A 21,345-nucleotide genomic window follows, 5' to 3' on the forward strand; every position below is an offset into this window, starting at 1 on the left:
ACGGCGTTAGGGCGCAGATGCTCCGTCGTCAACGGAACGATCGCGTATCGTCGCCAGTGGATGGCGGCTATTGACCAGTTCGACGAGACGGCGGCTATCGACATGTGTGTAGATTTGCGTCGTTCCGATGTCGGCATGGCCCAGCATAGACTGAAGCGCGCGCAGATCCGCCCCGCCCTCCAGCAAGTGCGTGGCGAAGGCGTGACGCAGGACATGAGGACTCACTCGCTCCGGCGCGATGCCCGCAGCAGCCGCGAGTTCCTTCACCAACTGATAAAGACGGATGCGACTGACATGGCTTATGCGCGATGGAAAGAGCCAAGGACTGTCGGCAGGCACATGGACAAGCCAGGCGGCTACGGCCCCGCGAGCCCGATCGGAAATCGGCACCAACCTCTCCCGCCCGCCTTTGCCCTTCAGGATCAGGAATGGCCGGTCAGCGGCAAGCGCCCGACGCGGGAGGGACACCAGCTCCGTTGCCCGCAGACCCGAACCATAGAGCAGTTCGATGAGGGCGGAAAGGCGCAGGTCTAGAGGCGCGGGATGCTCGACAGCCAGTTTCTGGGCGATCAGGGTAAAAAGAGATTCGACCTCTTGCCCGGACAATATCTTGGGCAAAGGTCGTCGCGTGACGGGACGCGGCAATGCAGAGGATGGATTGTCGGCACGCAGCCCCTCCTCTTCAAGAAATGCATAGAAGGCACGGAGCGCCGAAGCCTTTCGCGCGACGGAGGAAGCTGCGAGGCTCGCCCATGAACTGGCTAATCCGGCGATGCCTCCCTTTGCAGCGCCAGAAAGGCCGTTCAGCAGGACCGCGGCCCCCTCAAGATCGGCCCGATACGCAAGCAAGGTGTTGCGCGAAGCGCCACGCTCAGCCGCCATCATCTCCAGAAAGCGGTCGATGAGGGCGCTGTCCTCTCCCACAGCGTCAAGACCGGCTGATCGCCTCCGCCGCGATCATGCGTGCTTCAGGATCGAGCCCGACCTGATGCAGAGCCGCGACGATATGATATAAATGAGCCGGCGGCAAACGGCTCCAATCAGCCGTCTGCATACCCGTCGCCGCCAGCAGCGCGACGGTAGCTTTTTCTCCTCGCACCGCAGCCTGACCGATTGCCCTCGCCCACCGGCTGTTTGCTGTCAAATTCAGCCCGTTATCCTGAGCCAAGGACGCGCTCGCCTGCGAATTGACGCGCGCAAGTCCTGCGAGGCCCGCGATCAGCATCTGACCCTTGCGGCCGCCCGATCCCTCCACGAAGGATGCTATGCGGCTTTCGCTTATATCGACGACGCTGCTCGGCGCACCCACGGCCAGCAGCGCCCAAAGATCCCCAGCGCCATCCCCCTCGGCCTGGCGCGCCACTCCGCTCCAGCGGGCAGCGTTACGGTCGTAACCGGCCGTCAGCATAGCGGCCACCAAATTGGCCGCATCCCGCGTTTCGACCGAACCGATCGGTAAAGCGGCCGCGGCGCGGGCGGTAGCGATCAATCCGACATAATCGGGCTGAGCATTGTCGCGCCATAATGTCCGCATCGCCTGAAGCCGTTCATCGGCCGACGCGCCGCGATAGGCGGTCCGCAGGGCTTCAATGCGGTCCGCCACATCAGAAGCGGCGTCACCATCAGCACCCAGTTGACTGTAGAATCCTACCAACGCCTTGTTCGAAAACACGCCCAACCGAGCTGCGACCTCGACACCCGGCAAGCGGCGAACAGCGCTCAATGCAGGCGCGCGCGCCTCCCACGCCCGAACATGCTGCCCTGCGGTGGCGTACAGCTGATCGGGAATTTCGACATTGAGGGCTGTCGCGAGTCCGAACCGCCACGCTGTCAGCCGATCAACCTCGTCCCATTCGATCTTGACCGACCGCCGCGCATTGAAGCCCGTGCCCACGACCTTTTCCGCAAGGCGATAATCGATCCCGCGCACCACGCCTCGCCGCTGCGCCTGATTGAGCGTGGCGCTTGCCGTTCCCTGATCACCAGATAAAGCCGCGCAGATCGGACGAGTCATGTCCCATCCCGGCTCTTCGCTATAGCGGAGAGCGCCAGCCGAAAGCGGGCAAAGTCCGGCGGGATCGGCCGTCGCCAGATAGGTCTGCATCGCCACCGCATAAAGCCGTGGCGTGAACTGATCCGAATCGACGCTTTGCACCAGCAGCCGTGCACTGTCGGCCTCTCCCATCCGCAACAGCAACCAGGCACGCTCGGCTACCCAATCCGCGCCATTAATATCGCGCGGCGTGTCAGTGGCGGACAAAAGGGCGCGGCGCAGCAGGATGGAGGCCCAGCGTGACGTGATCGGCGCCCGCGTCTCTTTCATCAATGTTGCAAGAAAAAGGCCGGAGCGTCTGCCAAAAGCATCCGCCGCAAGCCCAAGCTGCGCTGAAGTCAGTGGTCCGACACGATCCAGCGACCGACGCGCGCCTTCGGGCAGGTCATATTTCTGCTTCTGCGCCGCCAGTTCTTCCTCGGTCAGCGCATCCTCGGAAGCATTGCTGAGGGCGTCATCGGCGGGCGCAACATCGGCGAAGGGCAAGGGCTGAACCATGGGCGCCGGAACAGCCGGCGTTGCGGGGCGAGCAGGCTGGGCCCCTGATGGCGCCGGAGCGGCCGGTGCTTCGCCAAAGCCGGGCGGCAGGAGCGATTCAGGAGCGTCCTGCGCGATCACCGGCAGCGCGAGAGCGAGCGCAAGCGTACCCAGCGCGCATTTCGCATTCACCCGGCTATGGCGCATGATCTTATTTGCCCAGCTTTTCGGCGGGAATGGCCTTTTCCACGCGCTGCTGCGGCTGCTCCCCGCCGCGCGACCAGAGCAGCGCGACCAAGCCGACCAGCAGGACGATCAGGACAATGGGAATGATAGGCAGGCGTGACCCCCGACGGCGTGAGCTGCTTTCGAAGGTACTGAAGGAACGGTTGCTTCTCATGGATCCTTGTGCGGCCTAGCCGTAAAGTTGAGGAAAGATGCGATTTGCCTCTGCGACGGGTGGATGTATAGCCCCCTCGGCCATGCAGCGAAACAGCAAATCCGTGTCCCCGCAGTCGAAGCGCGGTTCAATCGTCCTCATAGGTATGATGGGCGTTGGAAAATCGACGGTCGGCCGCAGGCTCGCCGCGCGCCTCGGCCTGGCGTTCGTGGACGCCGACGAGGAAATCGAAAAGGCGGCCGGCATGACGATCAGCGAGATGTTCTCGCGCTACGGCGAGTCCTATTTTCGTGATGGCGAACGGCGGGTAATCGCCCGGCTGCTGGATGACGAGCCCAAGGTCATCGCGACCGGCGGCGGCGCCTTCATGCAGGACGAGACGCGCGCGCTAATTCTCGATCAGGCAACAGCGGTGTGGTTGGATGCCGATATCGACACATTGGTTGATCGCGTCTCCCGCCGCGAGGGCCGCCCCCTGCTGGCGGGGAAGGATCCGCGCGTCGTGCTGACCGAACTCGCCACGGTGCGCAATCCTGTCTACGCACTCGCCCCCATTCATGTGAAGAGCATCGCCGCGCCCCATGAAGTGGCGGTCGAACGCATCCTGGAGAAATTGACCGAATGGCATTAGTCCGTGTCGCGCTGGGCGCGCGCAGCTATGATATCGTGATTGAGCAGGGCGCTTTGGATCGGTCTGGCGAACACCTCGCCAGATACACGCGTAACGGGCGTTTGGTGGTCATAACCGACATCAACGTGGCAGAAGCCCAGTTACAACGGCTTGAAACCGCCCTGAACGCCTCCGGAATCGCGGTCGAACCGATCGTCCTTCCCGCAGGCGAGCAGACAAAGAGCTGGCGGCATCTGGAACAACTGCTCGACCAGTTGCTGACGCTGGAAGTGGAGCGTGGCGATCATGTCATCGCGCTGGGCGGTGGCGTAATCGGAGACCTTGTGGGGTTTGCCGCCTCGGTGCTGAAACGCGGCTGCCATTTCATACAGGTGCCGACCACATTGCTTGCGCAGGTGGACAGTTCTGTGGGTGGCAAGACGGCAATCAATACCAGCGCGGGCAAGAATCTGATCGGCAGCTTCTATCAGCCCAGCCTGGTCCTGATCGACCCTTCCACGCTCGACAGTCTGCCGCTGCGCGAAACGCGGGCGGGCTATGCAGAGGTCGTCAAATATGGGCTGATTGACGATCCCGATTTCTTCGCGTGGTGCGAGACCGAGGGGCATCGCTTGCTGGAAGGCGATGCCAAGGCCCGCGAATTCGCGATTGAGCGCAGCGTTCAGGCAAAAGCCGCAATTGTCGCGGATGACGAGCGCGAAACCTCGGGGCGGCGCGCGCTGCTCAACCTTGGCCACACCTTCGGCCACGCGCTGGAGGCGGACACAGGCTTTTCCGACAAGCTGTTGCATGGAGAAGGCGTTGCTGCGGGGATGGCCCTCGCCTTCCGCTATTCGGCACGGCTTGGGCTATGCCCGCCCGCTGATGCGGAGCGCGTGACTGCGCATTTAAAAGCTGTTGGGCTACCCCACGATCTCTCCAGCGCTCATGTCAAAGGCGATGGCGCATCGCTGGTCGCGCACATGCTGCACGACAAGAAAATGGCCGCAGGCGCCCTGCCCTTCTTGTTGGCCCGTGGTATCGGGCAGACGTTCTTGTCGAAAGACGTGTCACTGCAGGATGTATCCGCGTTTCTCGATGAGGACCGGACCGGCTGACCAAGCTGTGCGCCTGAAGCAAACTTGGGAAGCCGAAGGCGCTCACATTGCCTTCGACTTTGCACAGGCTACCAGCCATCCCCCGGAAACAAAAAGGGCGCCTGACGGGCGCCCTTTTCATTCGTCTGTAAAACGAAGCGATTACTTCTTCAGTGTAAGACCGCCGAAACGCTTGTTGAAGCGCGCCACCTGGCCGCCCTGCTCCAGCTGGCGTTGGCCGCCGGTCCATGCCGGGTGCGACTTGGGATCAATGTCGAGTGCCAGCGTATCGCCTTCCTTGCCCCACGTCGAACGTGTGCGGAAAGTGGTGCCGTCGGTCATCTGGACGGTGATGAAGTGGTAATCGGGGTGCGTATCGGCCTTCATGGATTTGCTCCGTCGATGGGCCGGTTTCCGACCGGCCATGGATGCGTAAAATAGCGAAGGCGCGCGGTTACATGGGATTGCCGCTGAACGCAACCCTTCTCGTAAGCCGCACGGGCCGTGTTTGACGATACGAGCGCGACGGTAGAAACCGCGGACGCGGTAGGCCGATACGGACGTCAGATCCCAAGGTACGCCGGGATGAAACCTAATCCTCTGGTGGATCGGCGATCATCGCGACGAAATTCGCCTCGGCGCACAGCTTACCATCCACCGACGCCTTGCCGATAAATTTGCAAACGCGACCTCGAATCTGAAGCAGTTCGACATGCATGTCGAGCAGACAGCCGGGCTCCACAGGATTCCGGAACTTCGCTCCATCAATGCTCATGAAATAGACGAGTTTGCCCGAACCGCGAAGCTCGAGCGTTTCTACCGTCAGCACGCCCGCAGCCTGCGCCATTGCCTCGACGATCAATACGCCGGGCATGATGGGCCGACCAGGGAAATGCCCCTGGAAAAAAGACTCGTTTATCGACACGGCCTTAACCGCGTGGATTCTCTCATTGGGTACGAGAGCGGCCACGCGATCGACGAGCAGCATCGGATAGCGGTGCGGCAGCGCCGCCATGATCCCACGAATATCAATGGAACCAATGGCGGCGGAGGCCGCGTGAACTTCCCCCGTCATCGACCAGGGTCAGCGCGAACTGGGCTGCTGCGACGGATTGGCGGGGGCCGCTGCGGCAGGCGTCTGCGCCTGGCCACGCGCGCCGCCGGGCTGCCAGCCTGCGGGCGGTGTAATGCCGACGCTGGGCACCAGCGCGTTCAGCTCGGTCACAACCTGCTGCGTGATATCGACCGTTGGCTGATAGGACACGGTCGCGTCGGGAGCGAGGATCAGGTCAACTTTTGCCTTGGTCATCGCAGACTTGAGCGCATCAGACAACTTGGCCGAAATCTGTTCTTCGACATAGGCGTTCGCCAGCGCGATCGGCTGACCCATCCGCTGCAACTCGGCCTGACCGTTCTGACCGGCCTTCTGATAGGCTTCATACTGGGTCTGGATCGCCGGGGTCGGCTTGTTGCCTGCCGCCTTCATCGCGGTTTCCAGAGCGGCGCCCTTTGCCTTGAGATCAGCGTCGATCGCATTCTTGCGCGCGGTGAAGCTGTCGATCTGCGCCTTGTACGTGGTCTGGATCTGGGTACGCGCGGTCGTGTAGGCGGAGCTGGTCGCAACGGCCCGCTGCAGGTCGGCAACTGCAATGCCCGTCTTTGATTGAGCGGCAGCCGGCGCACTGGTCAGCACGATGGCAGTCATGGGCGCAAGAGCGAGCGCCGCAGCTTTGATGATCGTCTTCATTAGAATTGAGTCCCTACGTTGAAGCTGATGAGCTGAGTGTCGTCCCCTGGTTCCTTGAGCAGGGCCTTGGCGATGTCGATGCGGAATGGCCCAAAGGGCGAGTTCCAATTGATCCCGAAGCCCACTGCAACGCGCGGCTTGAGCGTGTCGCCAAGATATTGCTCTTCGAAACCGGTGCCGCTCAGGTGCGTTCCACCGGTGGGACAGGTCGGAGCCTGTGGCGATCCACCCGCGCGGACTGTCGTCGCGGTTGTACCGCTGCCAACAGAACAATAGCCGGCAAAAGGCGTCGTCAAAGGATCACGCAAGCCGGCAACGGCACCAGCATCGACAAAAACTGAAGGCCGCAATCCCATTTCGCGTGCGCCAGAACCCAACGGAATCTCGATTTCAGCACGAGTCAGGTAATAAATCTTGCCGCCAAGCGCATCGTCCCGACGATTATTGTTATCGGTGGACAAAGCCCCGGTAATCGCGCCGGTGGTCGTATCGGTCGTGGTCGAGTAGTACCGCCTTACGACGCGCGGACCAATACCGCGAATGTCGAAACCACGAATTTGCGGATTGCCCAGGAAAAAGCGGTCGGTGAGACGAATAGGATCAACCAAGGCGCCCGATGCGTCCCGACGGTCACCCTCAAGGCTATGAATGTAACCGCCTTCTCCTGAAAGCGAGAAAATGAAACCGCTACCCAACGGCCAGAATTTCGAGCCGTTAAGGCGGGTGCGCACATATTTGACGCTGCCACCTAGCCCGGCGAAATCTTGGCTGACGACGACATTATGCCCACGCGTCGGCCGAATACGATTATCGCGATTGTCATAGATCAGCGAGTAGCCGAGCGAAGAGGTCGTCCGCTTACCGATCGCGTCGCACAGATAGCGCCCGGCCAGAATCGGGTCACATTCCCTTACACCATCACCGTTAGTGTCGGAATAATAGGTGTCCTCGTCCAGGCTCACATCGTCCAAGTTGAGGCTGTAGCGCAGGGCAAGCGACATATATTCAGTGATCGGCACGCCCGCCCGGATCTGAAAACCGGTCGTGGTCTGCTGGTACGTCGTGTCGCGATCATTGTTGTTGGTAAAGCGGAAGCTGTTGAGATCACGCCGGTAGATATCGCCGCCAAGCGCGATATTCTTGTCCATGAAATAGGGTTCGGTAAAACCGACTTCGACCGATTTGGAATAGCTGGAGTAATTGACGCTCGTCCGCAGTTCCTGCCCCTTGCCCCGGAAATTGCGCTGGGTGATCGAGGCAGCGACGATGAAACGCTCAAGCGACGAGAAGCCTGCCGACAGCGACAGTTCGCCGGTCGATTTTTCCTGTACGTTGGTTTCCAGAATGATCCGGTCCGGCGCAGATCCCGGTTTCTGCTCGATTTCCAGCCTTTCCTGGAAGAAGCCAAGCGAGTTGATCCGGTCTTTGGAGCGCTTGACGAGGAAGCTGTTGAACGCATCGCCTTCCGCCAAGCGAAATTCGCGGCGTACGACCTTGTCCTGCGTTAGCGTATTGCCATTGATGTCAACCCGTTCGACATAGACGCGCGGCGCGTTAGCGATGCGGAAATTGATCCCCATCGTAAGGCTGTCCTTGTCGCGATTGAAGTCCGGCTGAACCTCGGCGAAGGCATAGCCAAACAGACCGGCAGTTTCACTTAGCGTATCGACCGTGTCTTCGACCTGCTTGGCGTTGTACCAGTCACCCTTCTTCATCGGCAACGTCTTGGTGAGTGACGTGCCGGACAAATCGCGAATGTCGGATTCGACCTTCACATCGCCAAACCTGTAGCGCTGCCCTTCCTCGACCACATAGGTGATGATGAAGTCCTGCTTGTCAGGCGTCAGTTCGGCAACAGCGGAAATCACGCGGAAATCGGCATAGCCTTCGGTCAGATAGAATTGGCGCAGCTTCTGCTGGTCATAGGCCAGACGATCGGGATCATAGCTGGTGCCCGATGAGAATATGCGGAACCAGCGCGACTGCTTCGTCACCATCTGGCTGCGCAGTTCGCCGTCGCTGAATTTGTCATTACCGATCACGTTGATCTGGCGAACCTTGGATTTTGGTCCTTCGGAAATTTCGAAAACGATATCGACTCGGTTCTGGTCGAGCTGCACCATCTTGGGCTCAACCGTCGCGGCGAAACGGCCTTGGCGCCGATACAGCTCTATGATGCGGGCAACGTCCGCGCGCACCTTCGACCGGGTATAGATTTGACGCGGCGCGAGCTTGATTTCCGGCCGGATCTTGTCTTCCTTCAGCCGCTTATTGCCTTCCAGCACAATGCGGTTGATGACCGGATTTTCCTTTATCTCGACCGTCAGCGCACCACTGTCGTTGCGGATCTGGACGTCAGCGAACAGTTCGGTTTCGTAAAGGTCGCGCAGGGCCTGATCGAGCGATTCCTGGTTGAAGGGCTGACCAATACGCAGCTTAGTGTATGATAAAACCGTGTCGGGTTCCAGGCGCTGCTGGCCAACGACATTAATGCTGCGGACGGTGCCCATGACCGGCTGGGCGGCTGGCACAACCGCAGTCGGCGCAGCAGCCTCCTGCGCCAGCGCGGGAACGGCATACAGGCCGCCGAACATCGTCGTTGCCAGAAGGGCCGCGACAACCGGGCGCTGTCTCTTGCTGCTCATCTTCGCTGTCACCCGCTCTACCCTTTTACAAAAAAGCAATGTTCGTTCACGCCGGGAAAGATGGCGCTAAATCGCGCCTCCCTGCCCGATACAGCTTATCCGATCAAGCCGGACAGGCGTTCCCAGAGCCCGAAAGAAGATAAATCGTTGAAAGTCACCAGCATCATCATCGCCAGGAGCATAGCCAAGCCCGACCGGTAAGCCCATTCCTGAACGCGCGGACTGACCGGCCTGCGCTGTATCGCCTCCACCCCGTAGAAAAGCAGATGCCCGCCATCCAGCATGGGAATTGGCAACAAGTTGATGAACCCCAAGTTAATCGAGATCAGCGCCATGAAGAAGACGAAGCTTTCCAGACCCAACGTAGCCGCCTGACCCGAAACTTCCGCAATCTTGAGAGGGCCACCCAACTCCTTCACAGATCGGCCGCCGCCCAATATCTGGCCCAGTGTTTCCAACATCGTGCGGATGATCTGGCCCGTCTGCTTGATAGCAACAATCGGTGCACGCCAAAGCGCGACGGGCTCGATTACCGGCTCGCCCGGCGCGATGCCCAATCGTCCGATCCGGAAACTGTTACCGAAGCCGTCACGTTCCTGCACGGCGCCAACCCGGCCTTGCCGTTCGATGTTCTGGCCCGCCCTCTCAATCAGGATCGTCACCGGTTCATCGGGACGGATCTGCGCGTAGAGGCGAATATCGTCGAAGGTCGCCATTTCCCGCCCATTGAGCGAGACGATACGGTCCCCCGGCTGGATTCCGGCGGCAGCAGCTGCGCTACCTGGTTGGACCTGACCGGCAACGGCTGGCGTCCGGCTCTCACCATGAACGACGGCAAAGGTAGCAAGGACAAGGATAGCGAAAAGGAAGTTGATCAGCGGTCCGGCCGCCACGATCGCAGCTCTTTGCCAAAGTGGTTTAGCGGGGAAGCTTTCCGCACGTTCAGCCGAGGGAAGTTGCAGCCAGGCGGGATCAGCCTGGCTGGCGGCGTTCATATCACCCTTGAAGCGGACATAACCGCCCAGCGGTAGCGCACCGATCCGCCAGCGGGTGCCACGCCGGTCCACCCAGGCGGCGATTTCCGGGCCGAAGCCGATCGAGAACGCCTCGGCTTTGACCCCGCACCAGCGGCCGACCAGATAATGACCCAGTTCATGCACGAAAACGAGCGGTCCGATGACCGCTACAAATGCAAGGACGGTCAGCAGAAAACCGGGATTCTGGATCAAGCAGTCAATCTTTCCATCACATGTCGAGCTTGGGTTCGCGCCTGCGCATCCGCTTCCAGCACATCGTCGATACCGCTTGGCACAGGCGCGCTATAGCGGTTCAGAACATCCTCCACAATCATGGCGATATCAAGGAAGCCGATGGCGCCTTTAAGGAAGGCCGCCACGGCCACCTCATTGGCCGCGTTCAAAATGGCGGGCGCCGCCCCGCCCTCCTGCGCTACTTGCCGAGCCAGGCGGAGCGCAGGAAAGCGCTCCTCATCAGGAGCCTCGAAATCGAGCCGCCCTACAGTTGCGAGGTCCAGGGGCTGGCATGGCGTTTCCATCCGGGTAGGCCAGGCAAGCGCGCTTGCGATCGGAATGCGCATATCCGGCGATCCAAGCTGCGCCAGCGTGGAGCGGTCCCGATATTCGACCATGCTGTGGACGATTGATTGGGGATGGACCAGTATCTCGATCCGGTCGAGGCCGACAGGAAATAGGTGGACCGCCTCGATCAGTTCCAGCCCCTTATTCATCATCGTCGCGCTATCGACGCTGATCTTCGCCCCCATCGACCAGTTGGGATGCGCGACCGCCTGCGACGGGGTGATGGCGCGCATCTCGTCCCGGCTGCGGGTGCGGAACGGACCGCCGCTCGCAGTCAGGATGATCCTTGCTACATCACTCAAGCTACTCCCGGCAAGGCATTGAAATATCGCATTATGCTCACTGTCCACCGGCAGCAGCGTCGCGCCCGAATGCTCCACCGCATCCATCATCAGAGCGCCTGCGGATACCAACGACTCCTTGTTGGCCAGCGCAACAGTTCCACCTGCCTTCACCGCCGCCATGGTAGGGCGCAGGCCTGCACAGCCCACAATCGCCGCCATGCTCCAGTCAGCCCCTGCCTCGGCTGCCTCTACCAGGGCTGTTTCGCCTGCGGCAGCCTCTACTTCCGATCCCTGTAGCGCCGTCCTTAGTGCATTATAGCGTGCAGCGTCTCCGATCACCGCCATCCGCGCGTTGCATCGGCGCGCTATCGCTGCAAGACCATCGACATCACTATGCGCGGTCAGAGCTACGATTTCAAAAGCATCTGGATCGCGCTCGATGAGGTCGAGCGTCGACATGCCGACCGAACCTGTCGCACCAAAAATGGAAATTTTTTTACGCATCAGGCAAATACCAGAAAGAGGTAAATCAACGCAGCCAGCGGAGCCGCAGTGGCAACGCCATCGAGCCTGTCCATCACACCCCCATGGCCGGGCAGCAGATTACCACTGTCTTTCACGCCTGCGTGCCGCTTCATCGCGCTTTCGAGCAGGTCGCCCAGCTGCGCGGCTACTGCCAGCAAACCGCTGGCGGCCGCAAGCTGGCTCGGCAGGCCGGCAAAGCGATGCAGCACGAAGCCCAGCGCCAACGCTGCAATCACGCCGCCGCCCAGCCCCGCCCACGTCTTGGATGGGCTGATCCGGGGCGCAAGCTTGGGGCCGCCGATTGCGCGTCCCGCAAAATAGGCGCCGATATCCGTCGCCCAGACGAGCGCGAGCGCCCAGAAAGCCAATAGAAGGCCGAAGCCTTCCGGCTGCTGCTGCCGTAGAAAGATAAGGGCCATCACCGGAACGCAGACGTAGAAGATGCCCAACGCCAAACGAACAGAGCGGGTAGTCAGCATCACGAAGAAAAAAGCAGCCACGATCAGCGTGAACGCCGTCCATGAAACGCCGGCCGCAAGGGGGCAAAGAAGCGCCAGCGGAACCGACACCGCAAACATCGACATCCGCCGATGTTCAGGCGCGGCGCCCGTCAGGTCTGCCCATTCGCCCTGCATAAGGACGCCGGCGATCACGAGAAGAAGCCAGAAGAAGAACCCGCCGAAATAGAGCGCTACCGAAGCCAGAAGCACAAGAAAGAGGCCAACGATGGTACGAATGCGAAGTTCGCTTGACATGGATTACAGGCCGCCGAAACGGCGGTCCCTCAGTCGAAAGGCATCGATGGCCTCGGCAAGCGCGGACCCGTCAAAATCAGGCCACAGCGTGTCGGTGAAATAGAGTTCGGCATATGCCGCCTGCCACAGCATGAAATTGCTGAGCCGCTGTTCACCGGACGTACGGATCAGCAGGTCGAGTGGCGGCAAGCCCGCGGTATCGAGGCCTGCCTCCACATCGTCGATGCCTATGGCCTCCGGGTCGAGCTGCCCGGATTGAACCCGCCGCACGATGCTTTGCGCCGCGCGTACCAATTCATCCTGTGCGCCATAGTTCAGCGCGATGGCGATGATCGGGCCGGTGTTGGCGGACGTCCGCTCCACTGCCTGCTCGATAAGGTCGACCAGCGCAGGATCAAGCGCCCGGTAATGGCCTATGACACGTAGTCGGACGCCATTTGCGTGAAATTCGTCCAGGTCCGATTCGATGAAATGCCGCAGCAGCCGCATGAGGTCGGCCACTTCGTTGGCGGGCCGCTTCCAGTTTTCGGAGGAGAATGCGTAGAGCGTGAGACACTCCAACCCCAATTCGCGCGCTGCCCGCGCGACCCGGCGCACGGCTTCCACACCGGCACGGTGTCCGGCAATCCGAGGAAGAAAGCGCTTCTTAGCCCAACGGCCATTGCCATCCATAATGATGGCGACGTGACGCGCACCATGACCGGACGCACCGCCATGAGCGAGGTCGGACTGGGCTTGGCTGGCCATCAGTATGTTGCGCGAGCGGTGGACACGGGCGGAGCGTCCCGGCTCAGTGGCCGAGAATTTCCTTTTCCTTGGCGGCAGAGGTGGCGTCGATATCAGCGATGGTGCTGTCGGTCAGCTTCTGCACCTCTGTTTCCAGCCGCTTGCGCTCATCCTCGCTGATCTCGCCCTTTTTCTCATCCGCCTTGAGGCTGTCCATGCCGTCACGGCGCACGTTACGGACGGCAATGCGCGCGCCCTCAGCATATTTGCTAGCGAGCTTGGCCAGTTCCTTGCGCCGCTCCTCGGTCAGGTCAGGGATCGGCAGTCGCAGCGTCTGGCCATCCACGATCGGGTTGAGGCCCAGACCCGCCGATCGAATAGCCTTATCCGCCGGCCCCACATTGCTCTTATCCCACACCTGCACGGACAGCATGCGCGGCTCGGGCGCGGAGACGGTCGCAATCTGGTTGAGCGGCATATGCGCGCCATAAACTTCGACCGTAACCGGATCGAGCAGTTGGATGTTAGCGCGGCCAGTGCGCAGGCCCGCCAGATCGCCCTTCAACGATTCGATGGCGCCGTGCATGCGGCGTTCGAGGTCGGGTTTGTCATATTGAGCCATGGTCTTTCAGCGCTCCTGATTTTGCACGATCGTCGCGACACCGTCACCGGCCAGCACCTTGGCCAGATTACCCGTTTCGCGGATGTTGAATACGACGATGGGAATATTGTTTTCGCGGCAGAGTGCAATGGCGCTCGCATCCATGACCTTAAGATTATCCGTCAACACGCGGTCAAAGCTGATTTCGTCATAGCGAACGGCATCCGGCGCCTTCTTTGGATCGGCGTTGTAGATACCGTCAACGCTGGTCCCCTTGAACAGCGCATCGCAATTCATTTCCGCAGCGCGCAGAGCCGCCGTGGTATCGGTGGTGAAGAAAGGACTGCCCGTACCGGCCGCAAAGATCACAATGCGGCCCTTTTCCATGTGCCGCACCGCCTTGCGCCGGATGTACGGCTCGCAAACCGTCGCCATCGGAATCGCGGACTGAACCCTTGTATCGTATCCCAACTGTTCCAGCGCATTCTGCACCGCAAGCGCGTTCATGACGGTCGCGAGCATGCCCATATAATCAGCGCTCGCGCGATCAAAGCCTTTGGCGGCGCCCGCCAGGCCACGGAAAATGTTTCCGCCGCCTACTACGACACAGAGTTCAAACCCGGCGTCTTTCGCCGCAGCAATCTCGCTCGCGACGCGATTCACAGTCTCTGGCTCGATACCGAACTGCCCCTGCCCCATCAGCACTTCGCCCGAGAGTTTCAGCAATATGCGCTTGAACGGCGGACGAGTCATGCGGGGCAAGATTCCATCAATGAAGCAGACAAGGAAATGGCGCGCACCTTAGGCAGCACGCGCCACTCTGTGAAGTCCTTAGCATCCTCGGCCGACTTGTCGAGAAGCCTTGCCTCCCGCACGCCGCCCGAACCGAACGCTCTGTCAGGTCAGACCGGGATCAGGCGCCCGCAGCCGCAGCCACTTCCGCGGCAAAATCACTGACTTCCTTCTCAATGCCTTCGCCCAGCTGGAAACGGACATAGGATTTGAGGGTGATCGACTTGCCGGATTCCTTGGCCGCCGCAGCGACAACGTCCTGCACCGGGGTCTTGCCGTCCATCACAAAAGCCTGCGTCAGAAGAGCATTGTCCTTGCGGAACTTTTCAACCGGACCATTGATGATCTTGGCAGCGATTTCTTCGGACTTGCCCGCGATTTTGTCGGCGTTCTTCTCCCGCGCAATGGCTGCTTCCCGCTCGATGATCGCAGGATCGATGTCATCCGCCGACAGCGCCAACGGGAAGGCGGCAGCGATGTGCATCGCAATCTGCTTGCCCAGCGGCTCCAGCACATCAGCAGGCGCATCACCTTCCAGAGCGACGAGCACGCCAATCTTGCCCAGGCCCGGCGCAGCGGCGTTATGGACATAAGCCACGACCGCGCCCTGGCTCACTTCGACCTGACCAACCCGACGCAGATTCTGGTTCTCGCCGATGGTCGCGATGTTGGCGACCAGCTTTTCGGCTACCGTACCACCCGCGGGATAGGCCGCGTTCGCGAGCATTTCGGCATCGCCCGTGCCCTGCTCCAGCGCAATCTGCGCAACGGTGCGGACGAAATCCTGAAACTGGTCGTTCTTGGCGACGAAGTCGGTCTCGCTGTTCACTTCAACGGCAACACCCTTCGTGCCGGCGACGGCAACGCCAACCAGGCCTTCAGCAGCAGTGCGGCTTGACTTCTTCTGCGCAGCGGCAAGACCCTTGGCGCGCAGCCAATCGACAGCGGCTTCCATGTCACCATTGGCTTCGGAGAGCGCTTTTTTGCAGTCCATCATGCCGGCGCCCGAACGGTCGCGCAGTTCCTTGACGGCGGCAGCGGTAATCTCAGCCATGTTTCGGCTCCTAAATGTTCGATGGGGTTCAAATATAGACTAGGGCGCGGTCCAGTGGAGCGCGCCCTAGCCTGTCAATCTTGCAGTTCGAAGACCGCGGGATCAGGCCTGCGCGACGACCTCTTCAACCTCGGGCTCATCCAGAGCGCCAAGGTCAACGCCAGAAGCCTGCTGCGCACCACGGTTGCCCTTGGTGGCGGCTGCGGCGACCGCGTCGCAGTAGAGGCGGATCGCGCGGCTGGCGTCGTCATTCGCCGGGACCGGGAAAGCGATGCCATCGGGCGAGACGTTCGAATCGAGAATCGCGACGACCGGGATACCCAGCGTGTTGGCTTCCTTGATCGCCAGCTCTTCCTTGTTGGCGTCGATCACGAACATGACATCGGGAATGCCGTTCATGTCGCGGATGCCGCCCAGCGACAGTTCGAGCTTCTCGCGCTCGCGGGTCATCTGGAGGACTTCCTTCTTGGTGAAGCCATGGGTGTCGCCCGACAGCTTTTCCTCAAGGGTCTTCAGGCGCTTGATCGAGCCCGAAATTGTCTTCCAGTTGGTGAGCATGCCGCCCAGCCAGCGATGGTTGACGAAATGCTGGCCCGACTTGCGAGCGGCTTCAGCGATCGGGTCCTGCGCCTGGCGCTTGGTGCCGACGAACAGAACCTTGCCACCGGCAGCGACGGTTGCCGACACGAAGTCGAGCGCGCGGCCGAACAGCGGCACGGTCTGCGACAGGTCGAGGATGTGGATGCCGTTGCGCTCGCCGAAGATGTACGGCTTCATGCGCGGGTTCCAGCGGTGGGTCTGGTGGCCGAAGTGGGCGCCAGCCTCAATCAATTGGTGCATGGTGACGACAGGAGCCGCCATGGTCTTTCTCCTTCCGGTTAATGCCTCTGGGAATCAGGAACTAAAGCGCGAGCGCAACAGCACCGGATATGTGCGATTCCCATGTGGAATGGCGTGGCCCTTAGCCCGGCCAACACAAGGATGCAAGGGGTTGACTCAACCTATGAATTAGAACATATAGAGAACATCGGGAACAAACAGGCAGTTCAGCCGGTTTGCTGCCTTAAAAATGGGACCTCGGTTCCTAGCACAGAAAAGCGAGCGGCCTCATGTTCACCCTTGTTGCAGCTATTGTTTTCCTCGTTGCGTTTTTACTCGCCGCTGGCACCATCCTGAGCATGTTCGCGCTCTATCGCGACAAAATGATTGCTGCGCTGGTATTTGAACCGATACCGCACGAGCCGCCGGTATATCGCCTTCGGGTCAGCCCCCGCCGGGCGGAGCCGTGTCGCGCTGCGGTAGTCGGCCCGATAGCTAGCGGCATTCTCGCCGCTTGAGCACTGATTATGCGCTATCCGTCGCCTGCTGACGGCGCACTTTCGCATAGGACATGATACCAAAGGGAATAGTCATTAGATAGATAACGCAGATGCACAGCAGCGTTAGCCAGGGATCTGTAATGAGCAGAGCGCCCAGTAGACCCGCCACTGCGATCGCTTCCAGCCGGATCCGCTTGCGTAACCGAAGGGCGGACCAGCTATAAGTCGCAATATTGGATATCATCAGGAACGCCGTAAAGGCGGTCCATGGCGCTACGACATACCAGGCCCGGAATATTTCCTGCCCCGTCACCAACCACAGGTATAGCGGCACAAAGGCCAGCCCTGCTCCCGCCGGAGCGGGCACGCCGGTCAGGAAACCGGCCGATTTGTGCGGCTGCTCATCCGCATCGATATTGGCGTTGAACCGCGCCAGCCGCAGCGCACATGACAAGGCATGAGCGAGTGCGAAGATCCAGCCAAACTTCGGCATCGCATGCAGCGACCAGAGATAGAGGGTAAGCGCAGGCGCCACGCCGAAAGCGATCGAATCGGAGAGCGAGTCCAACTCAGCGCCAAAGCGGCTTTCCCCGCGCAACAGGCGGGCGATTCGTCCGTCCAGTCCATCCAGCACACCCGCGATCAAGATGGACAGCACTGCACGCTCCCACTCGCCGGATATGCCGTAGCGTACGCCTGTCAGACCAAAGCAGAGCGCCATCGCCGTCACGGCATTGGGGGCGACCATCCGCAACGTGATGCCCCGACGAAGCCCTCGCGGGATGGCGCGCCGCTGCCTCATTGCTGGATGCCTGAAATGACGCGCATGTCGCCGATCTGGCCCAGAATGGTTTCTCCCGCGACGGTCCGCTGGCCCAGCACCACGCGCGGCGCAGTCCCGGCTGGCAGATAGACGTCCACGCGGCTGCCGAAGCGGATCAGGCCGATGCGTTGCCCTGCCGCGATCATATCGCCCGGTTTGACGAAGGGTACGATCCGCCGCGCGACCAGGCCCGCGATCTGGGTGAAGCCCACCCGCAAGCCATCATGCCGCTCAATCAGAATATGCTGCCGCTCGTTATCTTCGCTCGCCTTGTCCAGATCGGCGTTCAGGAACTTGCCGGAAATATAGACAACGGATTTCACCGTTCCGCCAATTGGCGTGCGGTTGATATGAACATCAAACACACTCATGAAAATGGACACGCGGATCATGGGTTGATCGCCCAGCCCGTCCACTCCCGCCATTTCCCGCGGCGGCGGCACCCGCTGGATCAGCGTGACGAGACCATCGGCGGGCGCCACTATCGCGCGTTCATCCTGCGGCACGGCGCGTACTGGATCGCGGAAGAAGGCGAAAACCCAAATCGTCACCATAACCATCAACCAGCCGGGAATTTCCCAGCCGACCAGGAACAGTACAGCCGTAATCGCAGCTGAAATCAGGCCAAACTTTATCCCTTCGGCATGCACCGATGGGAAGCGCCACTTTACATTGCCGCCCAGAGCGACGGTCAGTTCGTCATTTTCCATGGCATCCGTCTTTAGGCACAGTCCCATGCGGTGACAACGGCCGATACGGACGATGGTGCCGCGCGCCGCGCACGCTTTGAAAAAGCATTGCGCAGTTGAACATTGCCGCCGCTTTCCCTAGGGCGTGTCCCAAATTCAAACCGAACGAAAAAGGCGAAGAGGCGCATGGCGAAGATCAAGGTCAAAAACCCTGTCGTGGAAATCGACGGCGACGAAATGACGCGGATCATCTGGCAATGGATCCGCGAGCGCCTCATCCTCCCCTATCTCGACATCGATCTGAAATATTACGATCTGAGCGTCGAGAAGCGAGACGAGACTAACGATCAGATCACCGTCGATTGCGCCAACGCGATCAAGGAATATGGCGTTGGGGTGAAATGCGCCACCATCACGCCGGACGAACAGCGCGTCGAGGAATTCAACCTCAAGCAGATGTGGAAGTCGCCCAACGGCACCATCCGCAACATTCTGGGCGGCGTTGTCTTCCGTGAACCCATCGTCATCAAGAATGTGCCCCGCCTTGTTCCAGGCTGGACAGACCCGATCGTCATCGGCCGCCATGCCTTTGGCGATCAGTATCGGGCGACCGACTTCCTCGTCCCCGGCCCCGGCAAGCTGCGCATGGTGTGGGACGGTGAAAATGGCGAGAAGATCGAAAAGGACGTCTTCAACTTCCCCAGCGCCGGGGTCGCCATGGGCATGTACAATCTGGACGATTCGATCCGCGACTTCGCCCGCGCCAGCATGAACTATGCCCTCGACCGCGGTTGGCCGCTGTACCTTTCGACCAAGAACACCATCCTCAAGGCCTATGACGGCCGCTTCAAAGATCTGTTCCAGGAAGTGTTCGACGCCGAATTCGCCGATCAGTTCAAGGCGAAGAACATCGTCTATGAACACCGCTTGATCGACGACATGGTCGCGTCCGCGCTCAAGTGGAGCGGCAAGTTCGTCTGGGCATGCAAGAATTACGACGGCGACGTCCAGTCCGACACCGTGGCGCAGGGCTTCGGCTCGCTTGGCCTCATGACCTCGGTCCTGCTCTCGCCGGACGGCAAGACGGTCGAGGCGGAAGCCGCGCATGGCACCGTCACCCGCCACTATCGCCAGCATCAGCAGGGCAAGGCGACCTCCACCAACCCGATTGCGTCGATCTTCGCCTGGACCCAGGGCCTGTCCTTCCGCGGCAAGTTCGACGGCACGCCGGAAGTCACCAAGTTCGCCGAAACGCTGGAAAAGGTCTGCATCGACACCGTGGAAAGCGGCGCGATGACCAAGGATCTGGCGCTGCTGATTGGCCCGGATCAGGCGTGGATGACAACGGAACAGTTCTTCGAACAGATCCGCGTCAACCTGGAAGCTGAAATGGCCAAGTGGAACTGATACGCTTCCGAGGGCTTTCAATACGGTAACGGAATGAAGGCGGCGCCACGCAGAGGCGCCGCCTTTTCCATGGCGGGAGATCAGCGATGACCACCACGACTCGGAAACGCCTGGAGGTCCGCACTGCGGTTCCATCCGACGTGCGCGGCATTCAACGGCTGATCGCGCGCGTCTACCCCGGCATGGCCAATTATTCGCTCGCGACGCTGCGTGGCCAGATCAACAATTTCCCCGATGGCTGCTTCGTCGCGCTCTACGACAACAAGGTCGTCGGCTATTGCGCGACGATGCGCGTCAGCAAGACGATGGCCTTTTCCTTCCATGACTGGGAAGAAATCACCGCCAACGGCTTCGGCACACGGCATAGCGCAGCCGGTGAGTGGCTCTATGGCTATGAAATGGCCGTCGATCCCAAGCTGCGCGGCCTGCGCATCGGCCAGCGCCTTTATGACGAACGTAAGGAACTGGCCGAGCAACTCGACCTTCATGGCATCGTCATCGCCGGCCGCATGCCCGGCTACGCCCGTGCCCGACGCAGGGTTGAAGGACCCGCCGACTATCTGGACAAGGTCGTCCAAGGCAGGCTGCGTGACCAGGTCATCAGCTTCCAGCTCAAGAACCAATTTGAGCCGCTGGGCGTCCTGGAAAACTACCTGCCCGAGGACAAGCAGTCGGACGGCCACGCCGCCCATCTGGTCTGGCGCAACCCCTATGTCGATCCTGACGAAGCCCCCGAAATGCGCGTCCCGCGCGGGGTGGAAAGCGTTCGATTGGCGACCTGCCAGCTACAGGCTCGCGCCGTCGAGAATTTCGAAGCATTCATTCGTAACATCGAATATTTCGTTGATGTCGCAGCGGATTACCGGTCCGACTTCATCGTCTTCCCGGAGCTGTTCACCCTGCCCCTGCTATCCTTCGAAACGAAGAAGCTCTCCCCGATCGAAGCAATCGACAAGCTGACAGGATACACCCCGCGCCTGACGAAGGAACTGACGCGGATGGCGCTGGAATATAATATCAACATCATCGGCGGCTCGCATCCAACGCGAGCCGATGATGGCGACATCCAGAACATAGCCTATGTCGCCTTGCGCGATGGATCGGTGCATACGCAGGAAAAGATCCACCCGACGCCAAATGAAGCCTTTTGGTGGAACATAAAGGGCGGCGACGCGCTCGACGTGATCCAGACAGATTGTGGCCCGATCGGCGTACTGATCTGCTACGATAGCGAATTTCCGGAACTGGCGCGGCGGCTGGTCGATCAGGGTGCGCGCATCATCTTCGTGCCATTCTGCACCGATTCGCGTCTGGGCTATATGCGCGTGCGTTACTGCGCGCAGGCGCGAGCGATCGAAAACCAGTGCTATGTCGTCATGTCCGGCAATGTCGGCAACTTGCCCAATGTCGATAATATGGACATCCAATATGCCCAGAGCGCGATTCTGACGCCTTGCGACCTGCCCTTCGCCCGTGACGGCATAGCCGCGGAATCGACCGAGAATGTTGAAACCTTGACTATGGCGGACGTCAACCTAGCCGACCTTAGTTGGGCACGCGCCGAAGGCACAGTGCGCAACCTGCGCGACCGACGCTTTGACCTATATCATATCGACTGGGACAGCAGCCCCGACCATGCGCATGCGCCAAGCGGCGGCCCCGTGCCAGCGGGCGGCCATAATGCTCCGGGTGGGGGCTAAACCGACTCCCCATTCTTGTCAGGTACGGTCGAGATACCGGGAG

The 21,345-nt window shown here is 60.6% G+C and carries 22 protein-coding genes; 5 read left to right on the forward strand and 17 right to left on the reverse strand.

Features of this window, described 5'->3' with window-relative positions; translation table 11 throughout:
- Positions 1-6: 6 nt before the first annotated feature.
- Genes B6S01_RS03595 through B6S01_RS03605 form a run of 3 tightly spaced genes read right to left on the reverse strand, consistent with a single transcriptional unit; the run spans position 7 to position 2,930 of the window.
- Entirely contained in the window at positions 7-924 is a 918-nt protein-coding gene (locus tag B6S01_RS03595) for a tyrosine recombinase (protein ID WP_037461938.1), read from the reverse strand.
- A gap of 4 nt (positions 925-928) precedes the next feature.
- Positions 929-2,737: a hypothetical protein gene (locus tag B6S01_RS03600; protein WP_037461935.1), complete on the reverse strand. Its 1,809-nt coding sequence runs from the start codon at positions 2,735-2,737 to the stop codon at positions 929-931.
- Positions 2,738-2,741: 4 nt separating this feature from the next.
- Complete coding sequence (locus B6S01_RS03605) at positions 2,742-2,930, reverse strand: hypothetical protein (protein WP_037461932.1); 189 nt, start codon at positions 2,928-2,930, stop codon at positions 2,742-2,744.
- Between the two features lie 82 nt (positions 2,931-3,012).
- Here B6S01_RS03605 and B6S01_RS03610 point away from each other — a divergent pair, with 82 nt between their 5' ends.
- The gene (locus tag B6S01_RS03610) at positions 3,013-3,561 is read left to right on the forward strand and encodes a shikimate kinase (protein WP_037461929.1); all 549 of its coding nucleotides are present in this window, start codon (positions 3,013-3,015) and stop codon (positions 3,559-3,561) included.
- Positions 3,552-4,658 carry a 3-dehydroquinate synthase gene (aroB, locus tag B6S01_RS03615; RefSeq protein ID WP_037461926.1) on the forward strand — a complete coding sequence of 369 codons (1,107 nt, stop codon included), beginning with the start codon at positions 3,552-3,554 and terminating at the stop codon, positions 4,656-4,658. Before B6S01_RS03610 ends, aroB begins: the two co-directional genes overlap by 10 nt.
- A gap of 141 nt (positions 4,659-4,799) precedes the next feature.
- Here aroB and rpmE read toward each other — a convergent pair whose 3' ends face one another.
- The 12 genes from rpmE to rpsB form a co-directional block, all read right to left on the reverse strand.
- Entirely contained in the window at positions 4,800-5,024 is a 225-nt protein-coding gene (gene rpmE, locus B6S01_RS03620; protein ID WP_037461922.1) for a 50S ribosomal protein L31, read from the reverse strand.
- A 205-nt stretch (positions 5,025-5,229) separates the two neighbouring features.
- Positions 5,230-5,712, reverse strand: a complete 483-nt coding sequence (gene fabZ, locus B6S01_RS03625) for a 3-hydroxyacyl-ACP dehydratase FabZ (RefSeq protein WP_037461918.1) — start codon at positions 5,710-5,712, stop codon at positions 5,230-5,232.
- 9 nt (positions 5,713-5,721) lie between these two features.
- The gene (locus tag B6S01_RS03630; RefSeq protein ID WP_037461916.1) at positions 5,722-6,384 is read right to left on the reverse strand and encodes an OmpH/Skp family outer membrane protein; all 663 of its coding nucleotides are present in this window, start codon (positions 6,382-6,384) and stop codon (positions 5,722-5,724) included.
- Positions 6,384-9,029, reverse strand: coding sequence for an outer membrane protein assembly factor BamA (bamA, locus tag B6S01_RS03635; RefSeq protein WP_037461913.1), 2,646 nt, complete (start codon positions 9,027-9,029; stop codon positions 6,384-6,386). Before bamA ends, B6S01_RS03630 begins: the two co-directional genes overlap by 1 nt.
- A 95-nt stretch (positions 9,030-9,124) precedes the next feature.
- Positions 9,125-10,258, reverse strand: a complete 1,134-nt coding sequence (rseP, locus tag B6S01_RS03640; protein WP_037461910.1) for an RIP metalloprotease RseP — start codon at positions 10,256-10,258, stop codon at positions 9,125-9,127.
- Complete coding sequence (locus tag B6S01_RS03645) at positions 10,255-11,415, reverse strand: 1-deoxy-D-xylulose-5-phosphate reductoisomerase (RefSeq protein WP_037461907.1); 1,161 nt, start codon at positions 11,413-11,415, stop codon at positions 10,255-10,257. The genes rseP and B6S01_RS03645 overlap by 4 nt, the downstream gene beginning before the upstream one ends.
- On the reverse strand, positions 11,415-12,191 hold the full coding sequence (locus B6S01_RS03650) for a phosphatidate cytidylyltransferase (RefSeq protein WP_037461905.1): 777 nt from the start codon (positions 12,189-12,191) through the stop codon (positions 11,415-11,417). Before B6S01_RS03650 ends, B6S01_RS03645 begins: the two co-directional genes overlap by 1 nt.
- Positions 12,192-12,194: 3 nt before the next feature.
- Positions 12,195-12,938 carry an isoprenyl transferase gene (locus B6S01_RS03655; RefSeq protein ID WP_037461903.1) on the reverse strand — a complete coding sequence of 248 codons (744 nt, stop codon included), beginning with the start codon at positions 12,936-12,938 and terminating at the stop codon, positions 12,195-12,197.
- A 43-nt stretch (positions 12,939-12,981) separates the two neighbouring features.
- Positions 12,982-13,539, reverse strand: coding sequence for a ribosome recycling factor (frr, locus tag B6S01_RS03660; protein ID WP_037461900.1), 558 nt, complete (start codon positions 13,537-13,539; stop codon positions 12,982-12,984).
- Positions 13,540-13,545: 6 nt separating this feature from the next.
- Positions 13,546-14,271 (reverse strand): UMP kinase, encoded by a 726-nt coding sequence (gene pyrH, locus B6S01_RS03665; protein ID WP_037461897.1) that lies wholly within the window; start codon positions 14,269-14,271, stop codon positions 13,546-13,548.
- A 160-nt stretch (positions 14,272-14,431) separates the two neighbouring features.
- Positions 14,432-15,364 carry a translation elongation factor Ts gene (gene tsf, locus B6S01_RS03670; RefSeq protein ID WP_037461894.1) on the reverse strand — a complete coding sequence of 311 codons (933 nt, stop codon included), beginning with the start codon at positions 15,362-15,364 and terminating at the stop codon, positions 14,432-14,434.
- Positions 15,365-15,466: 102 nt separating this feature from the next.
- Positions 15,467-16,225: a 30S ribosomal protein S2 gene (gene rpsB / locus B6S01_RS03675; RefSeq protein ID WP_037461891.1), complete on the reverse strand. Its 759-nt coding sequence runs from the start codon at positions 16,223-16,225 to the stop codon at positions 15,467-15,469.
- 248 nt (positions 16,226-16,473) lie between these two features.
- Here rpsB and B6S01_RS03680 point away from each other — a divergent pair, with 248 nt between their 5' ends.
- Positions 16,474-16,701, forward strand: coding sequence for a hypothetical protein (locus B6S01_RS03680; RefSeq protein ID WP_037461888.1), 228 nt, complete (start codon positions 16,474-16,476; stop codon positions 16,699-16,701).
- Positions 16,702-16,708: 7 nt separating this feature from the next.
- Here B6S01_RS03680 and B6S01_RS03685 read toward each other — a convergent pair whose 3' ends face one another.
- Positions 16,709-17,485 (reverse strand): CDP-alcohol phosphatidyltransferase family protein, encoded by a 777-nt coding sequence (locus B6S01_RS03685; RefSeq protein ID WP_037461885.1) that lies wholly within the window; start codon positions 17,483-17,485, stop codon positions 16,709-16,711.
- Positions 17,482-18,216 (reverse strand): phosphatidylserine decarboxylase, encoded by a 735-nt coding sequence (locus tag B6S01_RS03690; protein ID WP_037462329.1) that lies wholly within the window; start codon positions 18,214-18,216, stop codon positions 17,482-17,484. Before B6S01_RS03690 ends, B6S01_RS03685 begins: the two co-directional genes overlap by 4 nt.
- Before the next feature lie 165 nt (positions 18,217-18,381).
- Between B6S01_RS03690 and B6S01_RS03695 the strand changes: the two genes are divergently transcribed.
- Complete coding sequence (locus B6S01_RS03695; RefSeq protein ID WP_037461883.1) at positions 18,382-19,602, forward strand: NADP-dependent isocitrate dehydrogenase; 1,221 nt, start codon at positions 18,382-18,384, stop codon at positions 19,600-19,602.
- An 86-nt stretch (positions 19,603-19,688) separates the two neighbouring features.
- Positions 19,689-21,302, forward strand: a complete 1,614-nt coding sequence (locus B6S01_RS03700; RefSeq protein WP_037461880.1) for a carbon-nitrogen hydrolase family protein — start codon at positions 19,689-19,691, stop codon at positions 21,300-21,302.
- Positions 21,303-21,345: the final 43 nt, after the last annotated feature.

The organism is Sphingobium herbicidovorans (assembly GCF_002080435.1).
In the GTDB taxonomy this organism is placed as follows: domain Bacteria; phylum Pseudomonadota; class Alphaproteobacteria; order Sphingomonadales; family Sphingomonadaceae; genus Sphingobium; species Sphingobium herbicidovorans.